Source organism: Pedobacter chitinilyticus, assembly GCF_003313385.1.
In the GTDB taxonomy this organism is placed as follows: Bacteria; Bacteroidota; Bacteroidia; order Sphingobacteriales; family Sphingobacteriaceae; genus Pedobacter; species Pedobacter chitinilyticus.
This window is the reverse complement of sequence record NZ_QMHN01000001.1, coordinates 629,495-650,691: the sequence shown is the minus strand read 5'-3', so window position 1 is coordinate 650,691 and position 21,197 is coordinate 629,495. Positions and strand designations below refer to the sequence as shown.

At 37.7% G+C, this 21,197-nt stretch carries 19 protein-coding genes; 11 read left to right on the top strand and 8 right to left on the bottom strand.

Annotated features, from left to right (window positions below; all coding sequences use genetic code 11):
- The first annotated feature begins 19 nt into the window (after nucleotides 1–19).
- The 5 genes from DUT70_RS02700 to DUT70_RS02680 all read left to right on the top strand — a co-directional run bounded on the left by DUT70_RS02700 (nucleotide 20) and on the right by DUT70_RS02680 (nucleotide 7,643).
- Nucleotides 20–2,056, top strand: a complete 2,037-nt coding sequence (locus DUT70_RS02700; protein ID WP_162926557.1) for a ComEC/Rec2 family competence protein — start codon at nucleotides 20–22, stop codon at nucleotides 2,054–2,056.
- A 5-nt stretch (nucleotides 2,057–2,061) separates the two neighbouring features.
- The gene (locus DUT70_RS02695; protein WP_113645757.1) at nucleotides 2,062–2,841 is read left to right on the top strand and encodes an enoyl-CoA hydratase/isomerase family protein; all 780 of its coding nucleotides are present in this window, start codon (nucleotides 2,062–2,064) and stop codon (nucleotides 2,839–2,841) included.
- A gap of 20 nt (nucleotides 2,842–2,861) precedes the next feature.
- A complete protein-coding gene (locus DUT70_RS02690) occupies nucleotides 2,862–3,542 on the top strand; it encodes a hypothetical protein (protein ID WP_240432006.1) in 681 nt (226 codons plus the stop codon).
- A 144-nt stretch (nucleotides 3,543–3,686) separates the two neighbouring features.
- Nucleotides 3,687–5,474 (top strand): LTA synthase family protein, encoded by a 1,788-nt coding sequence (locus tag DUT70_RS02685; protein ID WP_240432005.1) that lies wholly within the window; start codon nucleotides 3,687–3,689, stop codon nucleotides 5,472–5,474.
- A 6-nt stretch (nucleotides 5,475–5,480) separates the two neighbouring features.
- Nucleotides 5,481–7,643 (top strand): S9 family peptidase, encoded by a 2,163-nt coding sequence (locus DUT70_RS02680; RefSeq protein WP_113645754.1) that lies wholly within the window; start codon nucleotides 5,481–5,483, stop codon nucleotides 7,641–7,643.
- A gap of 341 nt (nucleotides 7,644–7,984) precedes the next feature.
- Here the strand turns inward: DUT70_RS02680 and hemF are convergent, their stop codons facing one another.
- The 4 genes from hemF to DUT70_RS02660 all read right to left on the bottom strand — a co-directional run bounded on the left by hemF (nucleotide 7,985) and on the right by DUT70_RS02660 (nucleotide 12,432).
- A complete protein-coding gene (gene hemF / locus DUT70_RS02675; RefSeq protein ID WP_113645753.1) occupies nucleotides 7,985–8,881 on the bottom strand; it encodes an oxygen-dependent coproporphyrinogen oxidase in 897 nt (298 codons plus the stop codon).
- A 316-nt stretch (nucleotides 8,882–9,197) separates the two neighbouring features.
- Nucleotides 9,198–10,424 carry an MFS transporter gene (locus DUT70_RS02670; RefSeq protein WP_113645752.1) on the bottom strand — a complete coding sequence of 409 codons (1,227 nt, stop codon included), beginning with the start codon at nucleotides 10,422–10,424 and terminating at the stop codon, nucleotides 9,198–9,200.
- A 275-nt stretch (nucleotides 10,425–10,699) separates the two neighbouring features.
- On the bottom strand, nucleotides 10,700–11,818 hold the full coding sequence (gene corA, locus DUT70_RS02665) for a magnesium/cobalt transporter CorA (RefSeq protein WP_113645751.1): 1,119 nt from the start codon (nucleotides 11,816–11,818) through the stop codon (nucleotides 10,700–10,702).
- A gap of 11 nt (nucleotides 11,819–11,829) precedes the next feature.
- Nucleotides 11,830–12,432 (bottom strand): WbqC family protein, encoded by a 603-nt coding sequence (locus DUT70_RS02660; protein WP_113645750.1) that lies wholly within the window; start codon nucleotides 12,430–12,432, stop codon nucleotides 11,830–11,832.
- Nucleotides 12,433–12,469: 37 nt separating this feature from the next.
- On the opposite strand from DUT70_RS02660, the gene DUT70_RS02655 reads away from it, so the two are divergent.
- Nucleotides 12,470–13,339 carry a lysophospholipid acyltransferase family protein gene (locus DUT70_RS02655; RefSeq protein WP_113645749.1) on the top strand — a complete coding sequence of 290 codons (870 nt, stop codon included), beginning with the start codon at nucleotides 12,470–12,472 and terminating at the stop codon, nucleotides 13,337–13,339.
- A 33-nt stretch (nucleotides 13,340–13,372) separates the two neighbouring features.
- Nucleotides 13,373–14,389: a glycosyltransferase family 2 protein gene (locus DUT70_RS02650; RefSeq protein WP_113645748.1), complete on the top strand. Its 1,017-nt coding sequence runs from the start codon at nucleotides 13,373–13,375 to the stop codon at nucleotides 14,387–14,389.
- A gap of 140 nt (nucleotides 14,390–14,529) precedes the next feature.
- Here DUT70_RS02650 and DUT70_RS02645 read toward each other — a convergent pair whose 3' ends face one another.
- Entirely contained in the window at nucleotides 14,530–15,255 is a 726-nt protein-coding gene (locus DUT70_RS02645) for a TlpA family protein disulfide reductase (RefSeq protein ID WP_113645747.1), read from the bottom strand.
- A 20-nt stretch (nucleotides 15,256–15,275) separates the two neighbouring features.
- Complete coding sequence (gene aroQ, locus DUT70_RS02640) at nucleotides 15,276–15,692, bottom strand: type II 3-dehydroquinate dehydratase (protein ID WP_113645746.1); 417 nt, start codon at nucleotides 15,690–15,692, stop codon at nucleotides 15,276–15,278.
- Between the two features lie 91 nt (nucleotides 15,693–15,783).
- Between aroQ and xerD the strand changes: the two genes are divergently transcribed.
- Complete coding sequence (gene xerD / locus DUT70_RS02635) at nucleotides 15,784–16,683, top strand: site-specific tyrosine recombinase XerD (RefSeq protein WP_113645745.1); 900 nt, start codon at nucleotides 15,784–15,786, stop codon at nucleotides 16,681–16,683.
- A gap of 52 nt (nucleotides 16,684–16,735) precedes the next feature.
- Here the strand turns inward: xerD and DUT70_RS02630 are convergent, their stop codons facing one another.
- Nucleotides 16,736–17,599: an OmpA family protein gene (locus tag DUT70_RS02630; RefSeq protein WP_113645744.1), complete on the bottom strand. Its 864-nt coding sequence runs from the start codon at nucleotides 17,597–17,599 to the stop codon at nucleotides 16,736–16,738.
- A gap of 102 nt (nucleotides 17,600–17,701) precedes the next feature.
- Nucleotides 17,702–18,562 carry a peptide chain release factor N(5)-glutamine methyltransferase gene (prmC, locus tag DUT70_RS02625; RefSeq protein WP_113645743.1) on the bottom strand — a complete coding sequence of 287 codons (861 nt, stop codon included), beginning with the start codon at nucleotides 18,560–18,562 and terminating at the stop codon, nucleotides 17,702–17,704.
- Nucleotides 18,563–18,622: 60 nt separating this feature from the next.
- Between prmC and ribD the strand changes: the two genes are divergently transcribed.
- From ribD to DUT70_RS02610, 3 genes are read left to right on the top strand one after another with little or no spacing between them, the layout of a single operon-like run.
- Nucleotides 18,623–19,675 carry a bifunctional diaminohydroxyphosphoribosylaminopyrimidine deaminase/5-amino-6-(5-phosphoribosylamino)uracil reductase RibD gene (gene ribD / locus DUT70_RS02620; RefSeq protein ID WP_113645742.1) on the top strand — a complete coding sequence of 351 codons (1,053 nt, stop codon included), beginning with the start codon at nucleotides 18,623–18,625 and terminating at the stop codon, nucleotides 19,673–19,675.
- Nucleotides 19,672–20,538: an EamA family transporter gene (locus tag DUT70_RS02615; RefSeq protein ID WP_113645741.1), complete on the top strand. Its 867-nt coding sequence runs from the start codon at nucleotides 19,672–19,674 to the stop codon at nucleotides 20,536–20,538. Before ribD ends, DUT70_RS02615 begins: the two co-directional genes overlap by 4 nt.
- Nucleotides 20,528–21,142 (top strand): IMPACT family protein, encoded by a 615-nt coding sequence (locus DUT70_RS02610; RefSeq protein ID WP_113645740.1) that lies wholly within the window; start codon nucleotides 20,528–20,530, stop codon nucleotides 21,140–21,142. The genes DUT70_RS02615 and DUT70_RS02610 overlap by 11 nt, the downstream gene beginning before the upstream one ends.
- Nucleotides 21,143–21,197: the final 55 nt, after the last annotated feature.

Sequence of the window (21,197 nt, the reverse complement as noted above, 5' to 3'; positions counted from 1 at the left end):
GCTATTATTTCCTTTTAGCTTGGGAATAACACTAGCCTACCATTTCCAAGATCAACAACTATTACGAATACTCCAATATACTCTTACTTCACTGATTGGTTTTGCTGTACTCATTCACAGCTATTATAAAAAACTTAAAGGCTGGAATTTCAAAAAAACCATCGCTAGTTTTTATTATTTATTGTTTTTCTGCTTAGGTATTTACCTCTCTCTAGCAAATACCGATTTTCTGAATGCAGACTATTTTGGAAGAAAAAATTATCCTTATTTAAAAGGATGGATCAACAGCGAGCCTCAGCAAAACAATCAAATTTTAAGATTTGAGCTCTCGATAAACGAAGGGTTTATCAATCAAAAAACCGACCGCTGTACCGGCAAATTATTAATCGCTTTGAAACTAGATAGTTTAAAATCCATCAAACTAAATTACGGCGACGAATTAATCATTTCCACAAACTACCTCCACGTAGAACCACCTTACAATCCTGCCGAATTTAATTTTAAGCAATGGCTGGCGGCAAAAAACATCTACCACCAAAGCTTTATCAAACAAGAACAACTTATAAAAACTAATCAAGATCAGGGAAATAGTCTTGTAAAATACGCTTTAACATTAAGGCAAAAACTAGTGAACGTTTACAGGAAACTCATTCATAACGATGAAGCTTTCGCTGTGGCTTCAACCTTAATTTTAGGTTACCGTGCTGATTTAAGCAAAGAAACCCTCGCTGCTTATAGTAAAACTGGCACCATACACGCGCTTTCGGTTTCAGGAATGCATGTGGGCCTTATTTATATCATGCTCAATTGGTGCTTAGCTTTTTTAAACAGAAAAAAGTTCGGGCAAATTCTAAAAACCTTAGTCATTTGCAGCTTGATTTGGTATTATTCTTTACTCACAGGATTTTCACCGTCTGTACTTCGTTCAGCCATTATGATTACCGTTTTCATATTCGCCAAGCAACTTAACCGAGGCAACAATAGCTATAATGTATTGGCCTTTACAGCATTTATCCTTTTGGTGTTCAGTCCATTTTTGATTTGGGATGTTGGCTTTCAGCTATCTTTCCTGGCCGTGTTTGGCTTGGTTTACTTTCAACCGAAAATCTACAAATGGTTTTACTTCAAGCAAGTTTGGGCTGATAAATTATGGTCTACCATTGCTATGAGCTTGGCCGCACAGTTAGCTACACTCCCGTTAAGCATCTATTATTTCCATCAATTCCCTATTTATTTCATCATTAGCAACTTGTTTATCCTCATTCCTATCACCTTGTTAATGTACAGCGGTATTGCCATATTGGTATTACACATTTATTTTGTAGCTCCAGCTTTTGAATGGCTTATTATTTTTACCAATAAAGGTTTAAAATGGATTGCGGAATTACCATATGCTGGCATTACCGAAATTTGGCTCAACCAATGGCAGCTCATTTTACTATTTCTTTTGATTGGAACGTTAAGCATTGGCTTGTCCAATTACAAAAAGAACTTTCTATTTGTTGGTTTTTTTATTTGGCTTATCCTTCAAAGCTCCTTGAGTTTTCAAAAAATCAAGTCTACAAAACAATCAGAAGCTATCTTTTTTAGTTTAAGGAAAAACTATGCAGCAGCTTTTATAGAAGGTAATCATTGCATACTGGTGACTGATTTAGAAATGAACAATAGAAATTTTGAATTCTTTGTTAAGCCTGCGTTAGATCAAAAACATATTGATTCTATTAAGTTTGTAAAATGGGAAGAAGAATTTAGCGCACCAAATTTCATTAAAAAAGGCAAGCAGCTAATTAGCAAAGGGAAACGCTTTTTACTGATGGATGAAACCTTTAATGGTCAAAAGATAGTAAACAGGCTAAGTTTCGACTTTATTTGGGCACACAATACTCCAAAACAAAAAATTGAACTATTAAACAAAGAAATTAACTTTAAAGCAATTATTATGGATGCCAGTAATAAAGATTACCTGATTTCAAAATTTGAGCTTCAAGCTAATCTGTTAAATTTGCCCATACATATCCTTAAAAAACAACCAGCAATAATGCTGAACCAAAAATAAATCTTATGGAAAATTCATTGGTTTTATACCAAGTTAATAACAGGATCGCTGAAATTACCATCAATAGGCCTGAGAAAAGAAATGCTTTAAACCCTGCATTGGTTGAATCTTTAAAAAGTGCGTTTAAAAAAGCTCAAGAAGACGAAAATGCAAAAGTAGTGGTACTCAAAGCCAATGGCGAGGTGTTTAGTGCAGGTGCCGATTTGGCCTACATGCAACAACTTCAACATTTCTCTTACGAAGAAAACATACAAGACTCTAGTGCTTTAAAAGACCTTTTCGAAACCATTAGAACTTTATCAAAAGTGGTAATTGCCCAAGTAGAAGGACATGCCATTGCTGGCGGTTGTGGGTTGGCGACCATTTGTGATGTTATTTTTGCAGTTCCAGAAGCTAAATTTGGCTACACCGAAGTTAAACTGGGCTTTGTTCCTGCTATTGTGAGTTGTTATTTAGTACAAAAAGTTGGCGAAACCATCGCTAAAAAATTACTGCTTAGTGGCGATTTATTTACCGCTGAAGAAGCCCTTAATTACAATTTGATTACCTATGTAACAAAAGCCGAAGAAATCCCTCTAATGGTAAATAATTTTGCCCTACATTTGTGCAACAACGCTTCAGGAAACTCGTTAGCGCTTACCAAGCAGTTAATTAACTATACCAGTAATACTTGGCTCGATAGTTGTTTGAATGAGGCGGTAAAAACGAATGCCAGAACCAGAGAAAGTGGTGATTTCAAAAAAGGAATTTCAGCTTTTTTGGCCAAGGAAAAAATTAATTGGTAACTAAACTATAAAAAAATAATATGATGTTCAAATCGGTAAAGACAAGCCTTTTAGCGGCTGTGTTAGTGGGCTCTGCAATCATTGCCAATGCTCAAAAGAAAATTTCTCAAGGTACAGTAGTTTATGGCGTGGAGTATTCTTTGCCAGCTGAGCAAGCTGCTATGGCAGCTCAATTGCCAAAAGAGCAAAAAGTAAAATTCAACGGAAATGTACTTCGCATAGACATGCAACAAGGCCCCGCAACGATTGGCATTTTGCAAGACTTTGTAGACAAAAAAGGTCTGATGCTGATTGATGTTCCAATGGCACAAATTCAATATGCTGTAAAAATGAGCAAAGAAGATGTTGAGAAAGCAGAAGCTTCAGCTCCTAAATTAAGTGACTTTAAAGCAACAGGCGAAAAACAAAAAGTAGGCAACTACAACGCCGAGAAATATACTTACAAAGATGACAAAGGTGGTGCTTATGAATTATGGGCAAGTAACGAAGTAGAACTTCCAACAGGTTTTGCTGGTGACCAATTTAAAGAAATCAAAGGTGCTTTGGTAAAATACACTACTTTCCAAAATGGCTTAAAAGTAACTTTAACCATCAAAAACATCCTTGAAGATAAAGTTGGACCTTTTTCTTTAGAGGTACCTAGTGGTTACGAACTTAAAACCATGCAAGAAATCATGGCCATGCAAGGCGGCGGACAATAGTCTGTAGTTTTGACGTTGATATAAATCAGACTTTTAATTATGGGTTTTTTAGTAATTTAGCTGCCCATGTTTAAAAGTCTGATTTTTTTTGCCAGATACTTTCTGTTCTGGTTGCTCTATTTCGCAATAGACAGGTTTATTTTTATGTTTATCTTCCATGTTAAATTAAGAAATATCCCTTTTTCCGAGAAGCTTGCCACCTATTATCATGCCCTGAGGCTAGATTTGTCAATGGCTGCTTATATCACCATCATCCCTCTATTAGTTTACACTTTCTGGTATTTTTCGAACAAGAAAAAAATCAATTTTAATTGGGTAAGGAAATACAATATTGTACTCATTTCCATGTTCAGTTTTATTTCGGTAATTAACTTTAATATTTACCGCGAATGGGGAAGCAAGGTGAATTCTAGAGCTATTGAATTTGCCATTCGCACACCAAACGAATCTTTGGCATCTAGCGCCTCATCACCTATCTTTTTAACCTTGTGCGTATTGCTCATTCTATTGGCAGTAGGTCTATATCTCAATTTTATTTTAATTAGGCGAGAAATCACTTATGTAAAAACACCTATTTGGGCCAAGCTTATTGTTGCCGTTTTAACTCTAGGCATTAATTTCCTATTGATTAGAGGTGGCACTGGAACGGCACCAAACTCACAAAGCATGGCATTTTTCTCCAATTACCAAATCCTCAACCATGCATCCTTAAATACAGAATGGAACTTGATGTCGAGCATTTTGGCAAGCGGGAAGGTAAAGAAAAACCCATATAGCTATGGTGACCAGAAACAAGCGGAATTGGAGATTAACGACTTGTTCAAAGTAGAAAAAGACACCACCCTCTCTATTCTAAAAACTGACCGACCTAATGTGGTTATTTTCATTTTAGAAAGCTTTACGGCTGATTTAACGAAGTCATTGGGCAATGAGGATGGCATTACACCAAATATAGATTCATTAGCAAAAAAAGGTGTTTTCTTTAGTCAGATTTATGCTACAGGTAATCGTACCGACAAAGGACTGATTGGCTCATTAACGGGCTTCCCTACCTTGGGTGTGGGCAGTATTGTGAAATGGCCTGAAAAGATGCAGAAAATCCCAGCCATCAGTCAAAAACTTTATCAGCAAGGTTACCAAACCTCATTTTATTATGGTGGCGAATCGGAATTCGACAACTACAAAGCTTTCATTTTAGGACATCAGTACAAGAAATTGGTGGACAAAAATAGCTTTGACAAGAAAGATATGAACTCGAAATGGGGAGCCTATGACGGATTGGTATTCAACAAACAGTTAACGGACGCCAATACCACCAAGCAACCTTTCTTCTCTACCCTATTATCGTTAACCAACCACGAGCCTTTTGAATTACCTGTTAAATATAAATTTGGGAATACGGATAACATTCAAAAATTCAAAAGCACCGCTTTCTATACAGATTCTTGCATTGGCAGTTACTTAAGCGAAGCTAAAAAGCAACCTTGGTATAAAAACACGCTGTTTATATTTGTGGCCGATCACGGTCATCCACTACCAAAAAGCAACCACGAAATTTACGAGCCACAACGCTACCATATTCCACTTATTTTTTATGGGGAGGTGATTAAGGAAGAATTTAGAGGCAAGAACTTCGACAAAACAGGTAGCCAGCAAGACCTTTCAGCCACCTTATTAGCACAACTCAACATCAACACCAAGGAGTTTAAATGGAGCAAAAACCTGTTAAATCCTTACCATCGAAATTTTGCCTATTTTAGTTGGGATAACGGTTTTGGCTTTATCGAAAATGGCCATGCGGTAACGTTTGACAACGTAGGCAAAAGCGTACTTTATAATAGCAAACCCGAAGATGCCCAGCAAACCAACAAACTATTGAACACTGGAAAAGCTTATCTTCAAACCGTATATCAGCAATTTATAAACCTATAATCAAATATGAACACCAAAAAAGTAATTTGGGCAATCGCAATTGTACTTGGCTTTGCTGCCAACGCCAATGCCCAAAGTGTAAATTGGGCCAAAGATGGTAATAGCTATTACCAAAACGTTGGCGGAGAAATTGTAAGCATTACCCTACCTAAAAGCGAACGCAAGGTCATTATCAGTAGCGATTTACTTTCACAAACCAATGGCAAACCAGCCATCAGAATTAGAAGTTTCCAACTAAGTAATGATGGTACGAAAGCCTTAATTTATACCAATAGCAAAAAGGTTTGGCGCTATGATACCCGTGGCGATTATTGGGTAGCCGATATGACCACCAATAAACTGGTTCAAATTGGTAAGGACAAACCTGCTTCCTCATTAATGTTTGCTAAATTTTCGCCTGATGGCAGTAAAGTGGCTTACGTAAGTGGTCATAATATTTACGTAGAAGACTTAGCTACTGGCAGCAACAAGGCTTTAACCACCGATGGTACCACCAGATTAATTAACGGTACTTTTGACTGGGCCTACGAAGAAGAATTTGATTGCAGAGATGGTTTTCGTTGGAGCCCTGATGGAAAATCTATCGCCTACTGGCAAATTGACGCTCGAAAAATCCGCAACTTCCTAATGATTAACAATACGGACTCCATCTACTCTTACAATGTTCCTGTAGAATATCCAAAAGTTGGTCAAGACCCTTCGGCTTGTAAAGTGGGCGTGGTTGACATTGCTACTGCACAAACTAAATGGTTAAGCGTACCAGGCAGCGAAATACAGAACTATATCCCTAGAATGGATTGGGTTCCTAATTCAAACAATATCATTTTGCAACAACTTAACCGTGAGCAAAATGTAAGCACCATTTTCTTGGCAAATGCTATCACTAACAAATTAACCGAAGTTTACAAGGAATCTGACAAAGCTTGGATTGATGCAGTAGATGACTTTGATTGGATTAACAACAACAAAGAGTTTGTTTTAAAGACCGAAAAAGACGGATGGGCACACCTTTATCGTATTAACATAGAGAACAAAAAAGCTACACTAATTACCAATGGCAATTATGATGTAATGGCAGTGAATTTAATTGACGAAGCAAACGGTGTGGTTTATTTCAGCGCTTCACCAACTAATGCCACTCAAAAATATCTTTATAAAACCAAGTTAGATGGTAAAGGAAAACTAGAAATGGTGACGCCTTCGGTTTTACCAGGTACCCATAATTATACCATTTCTCCTACTGGTGCTTTTGCACTCCACAGCTATCAAAGTTCAACCGTACGACCTGTAACGGAATGGATGAACTTTAAAACAAACAATCCATTGAGCATGCAAGGCAGCATTACCAGTCAAGTGGGCAGCCAAACCGTAGCCAAAAACAAAGTAGAGTTCTTTAAAATTACGACCGAAGATGGCGTAGAGCTTGACGGTTGGATGAAAAAGCCAGAAAACTTTGATAGAACCAAAAAATATCCAGTGGTATTTTATGTATACGGCGAACCTGCTTCCGCAACAGCGTTAGATGTTTATAGTGCTGGAATGAATAGGCTTTATGCTGGAGACATGTCTAAAGACGGCTACATCTATGTTTCTATGGATAACCGTGGGGCACCAGTTCCTAAAGGTAAAGCATGGAGAAAAGCCATTTACAAAAACATTGGCCAAATCAACATCCGCGACCAAGCCATGGCGGCAAAAAAACTATTGGCAGCCAACGCATTTATGGATAAAGACAGAGTAGCGGTTTGGGGATGGAGCGGTGGTGGTTCTTCTACCTTAAACTTGTTGTTCCAATATCCAGAGATTTATAAAACGGGTATTTCAATAGCGCCAGTAGCCAACCAATTGACTTACGATAATATTTATCAAGAAAGATACATGGGCACTCCATTTCCAACGACTGATGCTTATGTGGCTGGTTCGCCTGTAACGCATGCCAAAAACCTGAAAGGGAATTTGCTATTGATACATGGTACTGGTGATGATAACGTACATTATCAAAATGCGGAAATGTTGATCAACGAATTGGTAAAATACCGTAAAAACTTCCAAATGATGAGCTATCCGAACCGTACGCACAGCATTAGTGAAGGCGAAGGTACTAGCGAGCATTTGGCATTAACTTTCACTAAATTTCTTAAAGAAAATTGTCCTCCTGGAGGGAAATAAAATAAACTAGTTTATTTAGCTAAAAAGCCCGTTAGAAAATCTAGCGGGCTTTTTAATTTTTCGAATGTTTTATATTTTGTCATTGCAAGGAACAGCATGCCCGATACCTTGGGGAAAATCTATTTTAAAAACTATGTACTAGATTTCTCCTTCGTCGAAATGACGTAAGTGGTGAGATAGCGCAAATCACTTCTACCTCTGGTGCTTAAATTTGGCCTAACATTATTTTTTTTTGAATGATCATAGAGACTAACGCCTCGTCATTTCGACCAAAGGGAGAAATCTAACACCATAATTAACCATTTGTTAGATTGCTTCGTGCCTCGCAATGACGAAAACGATTAAATCCAGTCAATTCCCTTTTTCAAGAGATTAATGGTATTTTCTTCTTCGGTATTAGGCAATGGCTGCGCATTATATTTCCACTTTGCGGTTGGTGGTAAGCTCATTAAAATACTTTCGATACGTCCATTAGTCTCTAAACCAAATTTAGTCCCTGAATCGTATACCAAGTTAAATTCGGCGTATCTGCTGCGACGCAGATATTGCCATTCCTTATTAAAATCATCGTATTCCTTGTCCTTGTTCCGATCTATCAATTCGCTGTAAACAGGCACAAAGGTATTACCTACTGCTAATGAAAAGTCAAGTAACTGATCGTAGCTTAATTCCGTATTTTCAGGTTTTAATCTGTCATAGAAAATACCACCTACGCCACGGGTTTCATCGCGGTGCTTGATAAAGAAATAATCATCTGCTAGCTTTTTGAAACGTGGGTAAAAGTCTGCCTTAAATTGGTCGCATGCCTGTTTCAAATGGTAGTGAAAAAACCTTACATCTGTAGGGATCACATAATGCGGTGTTAAATCAATTCCACCACCAAACCAGCGGGTTTGTTCATCCATCTCAAAATAACGGATGTTCATATGTATGATAGGTACGAATGGATTTTCTGGATGGATCACGATGGAAACGCCTGTTGCAAAAAACTCGTCGTTGTCTACTTTAAAAGATTTCTGCACTACCTCTGGCAATTTGCCATATACCGCAGAAAAGTTAACCCCGCCCTTTTCAATCACCTTACCATGCTGCATCACTCGGGTTCGTCCGCCACCACCGCCTTCGCGTTGCCATAATTCTTCTTCAAAATGTGCCTCACCATCAGCAATCTCTAAACCTCTGCAAATGCTATCCTGTATTTGCTTGTAAGCTTCCGCCACCTTATCCTTAAACATAATGATCTCCGTTGTATACCCAAATTTAGGCTTATTGTAACGCTATCTGAAACCAAATGTGATATAGTACATTAGATTGACATTTTTTGGTTTTGAGCCTTGAGTTATGAGTTGAAAGTTATGAGTTATGGATTGTCTGTCAATCATAGCAATCCTTGTCATTCCGACACTAGGAGGAATCTCCTTAGACCCATAACATAAAGATCCTTCGCTCCCGAAGTGTCGGGACGGGTATGCTCTGGATGACAGCTAAAGCTCAATATAAAATCAGTTTATTATCGAATTATCAAATTATCCCATTACTCCATCATCACATTCATCAATGCTCCACATAATCCAAATCCTTGCTAAAAGTTTCCTTTAACTGGCTTAAGGCAATTATCGAGATGATGATGCAGATAGCACCTACCACCATCGCTCCTTGTAAAATGCCCAGTTTATCTTTAAAAAATTGAAAGCCTGTGGTAATCGCGATCAACGACCCCCTAATAAAGTTAGGTACTGTAGTAGTAACGGTAGCGCGTAAATTAGTGCCAAACTGCTCGGCGGCAATGGTTACAAAAGTAGCCCAATAACCCGATGCAAAGCCTAATAAGAGACTTAGTAAGATAAAACGTTCAGGAGTAATTCCAAAAGAATATAAATACACCGCCACTGCAATAGCAGTTAAAATCAAGAAGATAAACATCACCTGCTTTCTAGATTTAAGCATTTGCGACAGTAGACCCGCCACAACATCGCCAACAGAAATACCGATATAACAATACATGATTCCCTTGCCTGCATTTAAAACACCTGTAGCGTTTAATGCTTTACCAAACTCTGGAGAAAAGGTGACCAGCACCCCCACCACATACCACAGCGGCAGGCCAATTAAAATACAGCATAAATATTTCTTAAACCTAGCCCAATTATTGAAGAGCATGAAAAAATTGCCTCGCTGCACCTCACCTTTCTCGGTAGTTTCCTTAAACATCCCCGATTCCACCAAACCAATACGAAGCGTGAGCAACAGCAAACCCATACCACCACCAATGAAATAGCTGGTTTGCCAAGTATAGTGATCGCTAATCAATGCAGCCATTACCGCTCCCATTAAGCCTACACAGGCAACAATCATGGTGCCGTATCCCCTGTTTTTCTTGCTCATGGTTTCGGCTACCAAAGTAATTCCTGCCCCCAGCTCTCCTGCTAAACCAACTCCTGCAATAAAACGAACAACGATGTAGGCATCTACTGTAGTTACAAAACCATTGGCAATATTGGCTAATGAATATGTAATGATAGAACCGAAGAGCACACTTAAACGTCCACGCTTATCGCCAAGCACGCCCCAGATAATTCCGCCCACCAACATACCAAACATTTGGCTATTAATAATGGTTGCTCCCACACTAAGCATATCTCCATCGGCCACGCCTAAATCCTTTAAGCTTTTTACACGTACTACCGAAAATAAAATCAGATCATAGATATCTACAAAGTAACCTAAGGAGGCTACTAGGATAATTAAAGCAACATTCTTGCTTTTATTGGCTTGGTTCATTTAGTTTAGTTTGATAAAGTGAAACTACGCCATTGACACGAAAAAAACAAGAGAGGTTGTCAATGATTAATTGTTAATGATTAATGTTAAATGAGCAATAATCAATGTTCAATAATCAATCAGCGTTACGGTTGGTTAATAAATAATCAGCGAGAGAAAACAATAAACAAATCCAAAGATCTTCTCACTACGGTCGAGATGACGAGTATGGCTATACGCAGTTAACCAATAAACAAATAACCAGTAAACCCAGACAAGAACTAACCACTAGCAAACTACTTAAACCACCCCTTACGCCAAAAGAAGATGATTTGAACCACTGCAATGAGCGCCATTACAAACAAGGTGTACTCGTAACCGTGCTCCTGATAAAGTTCGGGCATATTGCCTGGCATAATTTTGCCTGTAACAGGGTCCTGCTTGGCGAAGTTCATGCCGTAAATACCAGCGATAAAGGTTAAAGGAATAAAAATCGAAGAAATGATAGTAAGTACCTTCATGATTTCGTTCATCCTATTGCTGATGATAGACAGGTACATATCAATGTTGGTAGAAGCAATCTCTTTCATACTTTCCAGCATGTCCATCAACTGTATACAATGGTCGTAAGCATCTTTGATAAACATTTTGGTCTGGTCTGTAATCAAATCGCTTTCTGTACGCAAAATATCATTCATCTTATCACGTTCAGGCCAAATTACCCGTCGTAGCGAGATAAGGTTACGTTTAAGCATCTGTGTTTCATACATCACTGAACGATCTGGACGGGCCAGTAATTTATCTTCGATAGCATCCAAGTCCTCACTCCATTTGCTCAAAATAGAGAAATAAGAGTCTACAATCATATCCATGAGTGCATACATTAAATACCCCGTACCACTAATGCGTATATTTCCTTTACCATCTTTTAGGCGTTTCCTTACCGCATCCAAACAGTCTTCGTAATTCTCCTGAAAGGTATAAAGCACATTTTTGGTTTGGATAAAGGAAACCTGTTCATTATCCAAGCCTCCGTCCTCAGCAATATTTAACATTCTACTGATGGCAAAGTTATATCCCTCGTATTCCTCAAATTTAGGGCGGTGATAAGTCCTTGTAATGTCTTCCAAAACCAGCTTATGGATTTTCAGTTCATCGCTAAAAACAGTAAACATCTCCGCAGAATTTAACCCTCTAATATCTACCCAATAAAAGGTTGATTTGTCTGCAGTTTTCTCTGAGATATTTTTAAGATTAGCCAGTTCAACTACCTTAAAATCATCCGTATTAAAGCTATAAAGGCTAATTTTTGGTGTTAAAGAGTTAGCATCGATATAAACAAAGCCAGGTGTTGTACCTGGTTCAGGCAGCACATAATGCTTTTTTTTCTGCTTAAAACGTGTAGGTTTCCCCATATGCAATAGCTTTAAAAGTAATTTTTAGCCTGCGGGCCTTGGTTGAATAGCAAATCAACAATGCTCAAGTTCGGAATAAATTCGTTCCTGTCGCTAAACACCTGAAAATACGGCTTTGTTTGTATTTGCGGCACTTCCTTTTTACTCATCGCATTACGATAATCCTTAGAGACCTCAAGCTCATAACTTTGTGTAAATTTTAAATCAGCAGGCATTTTAAGCTGTTTAAGCAACCAAGAGAAAAGCGCTACATTATAATCAAATAGAAAATCGTATTTCTTCTCGTAAAACGGAGCCAAACCGTCCTCATAGAATTCAAAATAGGCCGAGCTTCTATAGCATGTTTGAAGACTCAGCCAATGCAGGCGTTGCCATCTTGTTTCATCACTAATCTTCACATCCTTATAAGCCGTACGAATTTTGGCTCCTTTCACTACAGGTACTGCCAAATCCAACGTGCCATTTGGCGAAGCGATGGAAGCTCTATTTCTATAAGTCTGTTTAGGAAAATGTTCAAATTTCTCTAAAACAAACTCGAGATTATTTTCTTTTAAGAGGGTAAAACAACTTACTGGTGGAAGATAAAATAGTGGAAATATAGCTAGATTTTGCATCTGATACTTTAAGTTTGCAATTCAAGTGGCCAAATTAATGATTAAAAAAGGTTTTTTGCGCATAGCGATATTTTTTTTGCATCTCATTTCACTTCTACCGCTATGGTTGCTGTTTGGCATATCCAATATTTCATATTACTTGGTATACTACATTGTAAAATATCGCAGGGAAGTTGTACGTAAAAATCTAGTCAATTCTTTTCCTGAAAAAAATCTAACAGAAATTATTGCCATCGAAAAACGCTTCTACCACTACCTCACCGATTTAATGGTAGAAATTATCAAAATGAGCTCCATTAGCAAGGCGGAAGTTTTAAAACGGGTGAAAATGAAGAATTTTGACCGAGTAGAAGCTTATTTCCAAAAGGGAGAAAGTGCCTTAGCTTGCTGTGGACATTATGGAAATTGGGAATTGGGCACCATGGCTTGTGGTTTGAAATTTTCGACAGCGCCACGTGTAATTTACAAACCCATTAACAACAAGATTTTTGAGGAATGGTTTAATCAACTTCGAACCAAGTTTGGCAATGTTTTTATTCCCATGCGCCAAACGTTACGAGAAGTAATAGCCACCAAGGATAAACCTACCCTATTTTGCTTCGCAAGCGATCAAAGTCCAATGGTTATCGATGTTCAGCATATCATTCAGTTCATGCATCAACCCACCTCGGTACTTTTAGGGCTGGAAAAAATAGCAAAACAAACCAATCGTCCAGTCTTTTATTTCGACGTTACCCGAGTAAAAAGAGGATATTACGAAATTGATTGTGTCCCGCTTTGCCTAAATCCCGACGCAACTGAAGATCATGAAATTACTGAACTGTTCTTCAAACACTTAACCAAATCGATCCAAAAAGCACCTGAATATTGGTTATGGAGCCATAATAGATGGAAAAGTAATGGCTAAATAAAAATGATACTTAAGATAATACAATTATAAATGGAACCTAGCGTAGCTGTTGTGATATTAAACTGGAATGGAAAATCTTTCTTAGAACGGTTTTTACCAAGTGTTACTCAAAGCAAATACGGCAATCTGCAAATCATAGTGGCCGATAATGCCTCTACTGATGATTCTATTTCTTTTCTTGCTTCCACCTATCCAGATGTTAGGGTAATTGTGAATGATGAAAATTATGGCTTCGCCGAGGGCTATAACAGAGCTTTGACTAAAGTTAATGCTGATTATTTTGTATTGCTTAATTCGGATGTGGAAGTGCCCGAAAATTGGATCAAACCTGTGATTGATTTAATGCAAAGCGATGAAAAAATAGCAGCAGCGCAACCTAAAATTAAATGGCAACAAAACAAACAGTCGTTTGAATATGCAGGAGCTGCTGGCGGATTTATAGATAACTACGGTTTTACTTTTTGCCGTGGCCGTATTTTCGACCGCTTAGAAGAAGATCATGGTCAATACAATAGCGATTTACCTATATTTTGGGCATCTGGGGCTGCATTTTTCATTAAAAGTAAAGTTTGGAAAGAAGTGGGTGGTTTAGATGGTGACTTGTTTGCACACATGGAAGAAATTGATTTGTGTTGGCGTTTGAAAAACAAGGGTTATGCGGTGGTTTGTTGTACTGCAGCGGAAGTTTACCATGTTGGCGGAGGTACTTTAGATGCTAGCAGTCCTTTTAAGAGCTACCTTAATTTCAGGAATAACCTGATTATTATGCAGAAGAACCTTCCATTTGGCGAGGCGATATACAAGGTTTTCATTCGCTTGTGGGTAGATTTGGCGGCTTGGTTCCAGTTTGCGTTAAAAGGGAAATTTGCTTTTGCCTTTTCGATTAACAAAGCACACTTTCAGTTCTTTAAGCGTTTTTTCAGGACTGCAGAAAAACGTGATAAACAACAAGTCCCGTTACATCAGCACCAGGGTGTTTTACAGGGGAGTATTGTTTGGAGATATTTCGGGAAGAAGATTGGGAAGTTTAGTGATATTTCGTTTTAGTTTTTTCAACCACATTAGACATTTAAGTTTTTTTACCACCTTAGACACCTAAGAGCATTTTAGATTTGGATAGATGAACTAAGATGTTTTAGATGGTTTATATTCTTTTCTACTTAGGCTATTATCTTTTAATTGTTAACTTATAACGCTTCTTTAATCGTTTTATCTACCCAATGTATTGTATTAGATGCTAAACCAACTGTACTGAACCTAATTAACCCATCTTTACCCACTATCACATGAGTAGGAAATGATTTCACTCCATATTTCTGAGCGTAATATCTACCATCACCAACAATATTATATTTAAACGGCATCGCTCTTAAGAAATCTTTCAAAGCATAAGTATCATCTAAAGCAATAGCTATAAAAACAACATCTTTATTTTGCTTATATTTTTCTACCAGTTCATTCAACTCTGGAATTTCTTTCTTACATGGCGGACAGTTGATAAACCAAAAATTAAAAACCACCACTTTACCAGTGTCAGCTTTAAAATCAAACTTTACCCCGTCAATATCCTTCATCTTTTCGAAACGAAATCGCTCCCCTTCTCTGAAATTATCGCTTGCTCTAGGTCTAGGCATCGTACTTACCAACTCTGCTCTTTTTTTCTTTCTTACTGCTATTTCTTCTTCAGTAAGCCTATATAACAAAAACTCATTATCCTCAGCTCCTGAAATGGACTTTACATTATACTCCCCCGTTTCTATTAGCTTTTTCCAAATAGCGAAAGGATAAATACTACCTTCTGCATCTTTAACAATTGATTTCTCATCAAGCTTTATACTTTTTGTAGAGGTTGTTTGGGCGTAGGTAAAACCAACAGCCAACCAAAGGACCAATAGGAGCGTTATTTTTTTCATCTGAATAGTTTATAAGATATTTATTTTAAAAAGCTTTCTAAGGCCAAACGATAGCCATTTAAACCAAAACCAGTAAGCACCCCTTTGCAGTTCTTTCCAGTTAAAGATACGTGTCTATACTCCTCTCTAGCGTAAATATTAGATACGTGCACCTCAACCACTGGAGTCTTTATCGCAGCAATAGCATCAGCAATAGCAACAGATGTATGGGTATAACCACCAGCATTTAAAATAATGCCATCATAACTAAAACCTACCTCGTGCAACTTGTTAATTAGCTCCCCTTCTACATTGCTCTGATAATAATCTATTTCAATGATACTGTATTGCGTTTTAAGTTGCTCAATATAGCTATCTATACTTTCTGAACCATAAATGCTAGGTTCGCGTAAGCCAAGTAAGTTCAAGTTTGGGCCATTAATAATCTGTATCTTCATGAATTGGTATTAAAAGTATCCTTAATTTAAAAAGCAAACGTATTTTTGCTTTGCATTTGCCTTACACAATGTTATAAAAAAGATTCAAATAATGAACATCCAATCTTATCTAAAAGGATTTTCCGCCTACTTAAAATTAGAGCGTTCGTTATCTGAAAACTCTATCAATGCGTACCTTAACGATGTAAGCAAGCTTTTTGAATACCTCCAATTAGTCAAACAAGATGCAACACTTCAAACCATTTCCCTCAAAGAGTTGCGTGATTTTATCATTTGGTTGAACGAATTGGGAGCACAAGCCAGCACACAAGCCAGAGTAATATCAGGTATTAAATCGTTTTTCATATACCTCATGGAAGAAGAACTGATTAAGAATGATCCATCGGCTTTATTAGAAACCCCAAAGATCTCCAGGAAACTCCCAGACACCTTAAGCATACATGAAATTGATCAACTAATTGCTGCTATTGACGCTTCAAAACCTGAAGGCATGAGAAATAAAGCAATTATAGAAGTATTATACAGTTGTGGACTAAGAGTTAGCGAGTTAACAGAATTAAAAATCTCCAATATATTTGAAGAAACCGAATTTATCAAAGTAGTAGGGAAAGGGAATAAAGAACGTATCGTCCCCATTGGTGCTACCGCATTAAAATTCATCAACATTTACCTCAACGAGATTCGGGTTCATCAAACCATTAAAAGAGGAAATGAGAATTATATCTTCCTGAACAGATTTGGCGCTAAACTTTCCCGCATCTCTATTTTCAATCTCATTAAATCTTTAGCTGTAGCTGCTGGCATTCATAAAAATATTAGTCCACATACCCTAAGACATTCCTTTGCAACCCATTTAATTGAAGGTGGCGCTGATTTAAGAGCGATACAGGAAATGTTAGGCCATGCAAGCATTACCACTACCGAAATTTATACGCACTTGGATAGAGATTACCTGAAAACAGTCATAACGGAGTTCCATCCCAGAGCATAAAAAACCCCGTAAATATTACTACCTACGGGGTTAAATAGCTTAACTTATCAGCTTAGTTAGTTGGCTTTTCAGCTGTTTTATCAATTAAATCCATAAACTGATCTAGCTTAGGCGTAATGATAATCTGTGTACGTCTATTTCTAGCCTTACCAGATACTGTATCATTTCCAGCAATTGGATTGTATTCACCTCTACCGCCTGCGGTTAAACGTTTAGGATCAACACCGTAATTGTTTTGTAGGCTTTGCACCACCGACGATGCTCTCAAAGCACTTAAATCCCAGTTGTTTCTAATATTTACCATTTTAATTGGCACATTATCAGTATTACCTTCTACCAATACTTCATAATCTTTAAAGTCGGTAATGATTTTAGCAATTTTACCTAAAGTAGCACTTGCTTTATCCGAAATCTCATAACTACCAGATTTGTAAAGCATGTTATCAGATAATGAGATATACACTACACCTTTTAGGACTTGAACATCCACATCGCCCATTTCTTCTCTGCTCAATGAACGAGTTAATTTGTTAGTAAGTGCTAGGTTAAGCGAATCGCTTTTGTTTTTTGCTGCAATAAGTTCTTTAATGTATTTATTTGAACTGTTGATCTCGTCAACCAACTTAGAGATATTGACACTACCTTGATTACTAGCACTTAAGCATTTGCTTAGCGCATCCTGTAACTCTTTAGCATTAGCACGTTCACGTGCAATTGCCTCATCCAAGCTAGATATTCTGGTTTTTGCATTGGAAAGCTCCGATTCAGTACCTACCAACTTTTTATTAAGGTCATTGTACTGTTGCTGCACTTGATTAAAATTCCCCTGTAGCTCAGCATATTTCTTTTTGCTTACACCACAGGCCGAAAGTAATGCAACACCTATCACCAATGATGTTGTTTTGAACGTGTTCATAGTATTTAGTTTAAATGATGAATAAACATAAACACCAACAATAGTTAAGCCAAAAAAGTTTTAAAACGGATATAAACGAATCATATTTTAATGACAAAGAGCCTAAACAATATTAAAAACGGCTTTGATCATTCTATCTTTCCCTTGCATATCTTTTCGTAAGATGATATCTGTAAAGCCTTTAGCAGTCAACATTTCAATGGTTTGCTTACCTAAATATTCATTGATTTCGAAGAAGAGGCTTCCCCCGTTGCAAAGGTGCTTTTTTGCAAATTCGGCGATGGCTTCATAGAAAACCAAAGGCTGTTCATTACTTACAAAAAGGGCAGTATGTGGTTCATGGGCGAGTACATTTTGATGCATCTCCTGTTTTTCATTTTCGGTAATGTAAGGCGGATTGCTCACAATGATGTCAAACTTTGGAAAATCTACACTCAATGGATGTAAAATATCTTCATGGATGAAATCTACTTCCACCTGATTGATCAAAGCATTTGCTTTCGCTATTTCCAGTGCCTCTTTAGAGATATCCATTGCAAAAACATGCGCTTGCGAAAGGTGCTTCTTTAAAGAAATGGCGATACAGCCACTACCTGTACCAATATCAATCACATTTCCAGATTGCCTAATTATTTCTTGATCATTTAGGATCCAATCTACCAACTCTTCCGTTTCTGGCCTGGGGATCAGTACCGAAGGATTTACTTTAAATGGAAGTCCATAAAACTCCGTTTCTCCTATCACATATTGCACTGGTTTTCCATTACTTATCAAAAGCAATATCTCTTCAAACTTTAAGTAAACATCTTCACTAAGTGACGTTTGTTTTTCAATGATATACCTAGCTTTTCCATAGCCCAACAAATGATTGACTACCAAAAGAAATAGCGATTGAATTTCTTCTTCGTCGTACAGTTTTTGTAGCTTTTGTTGATAGGTTACAGAAAGTTCAGCCAAGTTCATGCTGCAAAAGTAGTTTTATTTCGAACAGGTCAATTGCAAAATAAGTTTATTTTTGTTGCGATGAATCATGAATTTTATATGCAGCGATGCTTAGAGTTGGCCGTAATGGGTATGGGCAATGTAAGTCCAAACCCGATGGTGGGTTGCGTCATTGTTCATGAAGACAAAATTATTGGCGAAGGCTACCATCAAAAAATAGGCGAAGCTCATGCCGAAGTGAATGCCATTCATGATGTGTTTGCCAAACATGGCGACAATGCCCCTAGCCTTTTAAAGCAAGCAACGGCCTATGTTACGCTAGAACCTTGTTCACATTTTGGAAAAACGCCACCCTGCGCCGATTTGTTGATCAGACACCAATTAAAAAAAGTGATAATAGGCAATACAGATCCTTTCGAAAGCGTGAACGGAAGAGGTATAGCCAAATTGAGGGATGCTGGCATAGAAGTGATTACAGAGGTACTAAAAGAACAATGTGAGTTTGTTAACCGTCGCTTCTTTACGCGCATCAAAGCACAACGACCTTATTTTATCCTTAAATGGGCGCAAACCACTAATAGCTACTTTGCTCCAGAACATACATCGCAACAATGGATATCGGGGCCTGAGGCTAAAATATTAACCCATCAATGGCGTAGCCAAGAAGATGCGATTTTAGTAGGCAAAAACACGGTACTGGCCGACAATCCACAACTGAACACGAGAGAAGTGAAAGGTAAAAACCCTATCCGTATAGTCATCGATAGGAACTTAGATGTCCCGAGCGATTTCCATATTTTTAATGATGCGGCTAAGACAGTTATCTTTAACGAGGTTAAAACAGAAGTGGTTAACAATATCCATTTTATACAAATGGAGGATATGCATTTCTATTTGCCTCAGAAAATTGCCTATCAGCTGTATTTAATGGACATCCAATCGGTGATTATTGAAGGTGGCGCCAATATACTACAACAATTTATCGTTTCTAATTTATGGGATGAAGCCCGTATATTTACCAGTAAATCCCGATGGGAAAGTGGCACAAAAGCACCAAAAATTAATGGCACAGTGATAGAACAAACGGCCATAGGCAATGATGAACTGAAAATATATAAACCAAATAAAGCATGACCTACCTATTCCTAAGCATCCTGTGCAGTGTAACCGTTGGTGTACTGTTTAAATTGGCACGACGCTATCAAATCAACCTTACACAGGCCATTACTTGGAACTATTTTTTCGCCATTATTTTAAGCTTGATTTGCTTTAAGCCAGACTTTAACCAAATTAACCTAAACAGCTTTCCTAAAGTGTATTGTGCGCTGGGGTTCTTATTGCCAGGTATATTCATTTTCCTAGGTTTATCTGTAAGAAATGCAGGCTTAGCGAGAACAGACATTGCCCAACGTTTATCGTTGTTTATTTCCTTAAGTGCGGCCTACTTTCTTTTCAATGAGCATTTTGACCGTTACAAAGAAGTTGGTGTTGTGTTCGGTTTTGCTGCCATTATTTTCACCATGTACCGTAAAAGCGATCGCGTATCTTCCAAAAAGAGTTGGCTTTACCTATTGTTGGTATTTTTAGGTTTCGGTGTGGTCGATGTTCTTTTCAAAATGGTCAGCCAAAGCACAGTTGTTCCATACACCACTTCCCTGTTTATCATTTATTGTATTGCTTTTGTGTTGTCCCTAATCTACCTAGCCTATTTGGTCATCCGTAAAAAAACAAAGCTACAACTGGTCAACTTCTTTTGTGGTTGCATTTTAGGCATCTTCAACTTTGGAAATATCCTATTTTATCTAAATGCACATCGAGAAATGTCAGAAAACCCGTCTACTGTATTTGCCGCCATGAACATGGGGGTAATTATTGCAGGTAGTTTAATTGGCATTTTTGTTTTTAGAGAAAAACTGAGCAAATGGAACTACATTGGCTTAGGTCTAGCCCTTGTTTCAATCATATTAATTACCTTATCAAAAATATATGCTGTTTAACGATACCTACCAAACCATTACTCAAACCAGCGAAGGTATTTTTAGAGATAAGGGTAGCAAATTCATCGCCTACACCTACCCCATTAAACTGGAAGCAGATGTAAAAGAAATCATTACAAAATTAAGGACTGAGCACCCCAAAGCAAGGCATTTTTGCTGGGCTTTAAGACTTAGCCCTGATAGAAATGTTTTTAAGCTCAATGATGACGGGGAACCTTCGGGCACCGCTGGACGCCCTATCTTAAACACCTTACTTTCTGCCGATGTAACCAACATTTTGGTAGTGGTAGTGAGGTATTTTGGCGGTACACTATTAGGAGTTCCAGGCTTGATTAACGCCTATAAAAATGCTACGGTGGAAGCTTTGAACGCTAGCGAAATCATTACTAAAACAGTAAATGACGTTTATGAGCTGGAGTTTGATTATTTAATGATGAACGATGTGATGCGTACCATGAAAGAGGAACAATTGAACATCATTCAACAAAACTTTGATACTTACTGTTCGTTAACTTTTGAGGTTAGAAAAGCAAACTTAAACCTCGTGATCAAGAAACTTGATAAAATAGAAGGACTAAAAATTACTTATCTTGGAACTATCTAGTTGTTTGGTTCATTGGTTCATTGGCTCATTGGTTAACTAGGCTGCAAGTACCACG

Bases quoted from the DNA above. Each gene is read 5' to 3' on its own strand.
- xerD (WP_113645745.1), top strand. From the start codon at position 15,784: ATGAACATCCAATCTTATCTAAAAGGATTTTCCGCCTACTTAAAATTA.
- ribD (WP_113645742.1), top strand. From the start codon at position 18,623: ATGAATCATGAATTTTATATGCAGCGATGCTTAGAGTTGGCCGTAATG.
- DUT70_RS02650 (WP_113645748.1), top strand. From the start codon at position 13,373: ATGGAACCTAGCGTAGCTGTTGTGATATTAAACTGGAATGGAAAATCT.
- DUT70_RS02690 (WP_240432006.1), top strand. From the start codon at position 2,862: ATGATGTTCAAATCGGTAAAGACAAGCCTTTTAGCGGCTGTGTTAGTG.
- aroQ (WP_113645746.1), bottom strand. From the start codon at position 15,692: ATGAAGATACAGATTATTAATGGCCCAAACTTGAACTTACTTGGCTTA.
- DUT70_RS02660 (WP_113645750.1), bottom strand. From the start codon at position 12,432: ATGCAAAATCTAGCTATATTTCCACTATTTTATCTTCCACCAGTAAGT.
- DUT70_RS02680 (WP_113645754.1), top strand. From the start codon at position 5,481: ATGAACACCAAAAAAGTAATTTGGGCAATCGCAATTGTACTTGGCTTT.
- DUT70_RS02615 (WP_113645741.1), top strand. From the start codon at position 19,672: ATGACCTACCTATTCCTAAGCATCCTGTGCAGTGTAACCGTTGGTGTA.
- DUT70_RS02685 (WP_240432005.1), top strand. From the start codon at position 3,687: ATGTTTATCTTCCATGTTAAATTAAGAAATATCCCTTTTTCCGAGAAG.
- DUT70_RS02610 (WP_113645740.1), top strand. From the start codon at position 20,528: ATGCTGTTTAACGATACCTACCAAACCATTACTCAAACCAGCGAAGGT.
- DUT70_RS02655 (WP_113645749.1), top strand. From the start codon at position 12,470: ATGATTAAAAAAGGTTTTTTGCGCATAGCGATATTTTTTTTGCATCTC.
- DUT70_RS02630 (WP_113645744.1), bottom strand. From the start codon at position 17,599: ATGAACACGTTCAAAACAACATCATTGGTGATAGGTGTTGCATTACTT.
- corA (WP_113645751.1), bottom strand. From the start codon at position 11,818: ATGGGGAAACCTACACGTTTTAAGCAGAAAAAAAAGCATTATGTGCTG.
- prmC (WP_113645743.1), bottom strand. From the start codon at position 18,562: ATGAACTTGGCTGAACTTTCTGTAACCTATCAACAAAAGCTACAAAAA.
- DUT70_RS02695 (WP_113645757.1), top strand. From the start codon at position 2,062: ATGGAAAATTCATTGGTTTTATACCAAGTTAATAACAGGATCGCTGAA.
- DUT70_RS02670 (WP_113645752.1), bottom strand. From the start codon at position 10,424: ATGAACCAAGCCAATAAAAGCAAGAATGTTGCTTTAATTATCCTAGTA.
- DUT70_RS02645 (WP_113645747.1), bottom strand. From the start codon at position 15,255: ATGAAAAAAATAACGCTCCTATTGGTCCTTTGGTTGGCTGTTGGTTTT.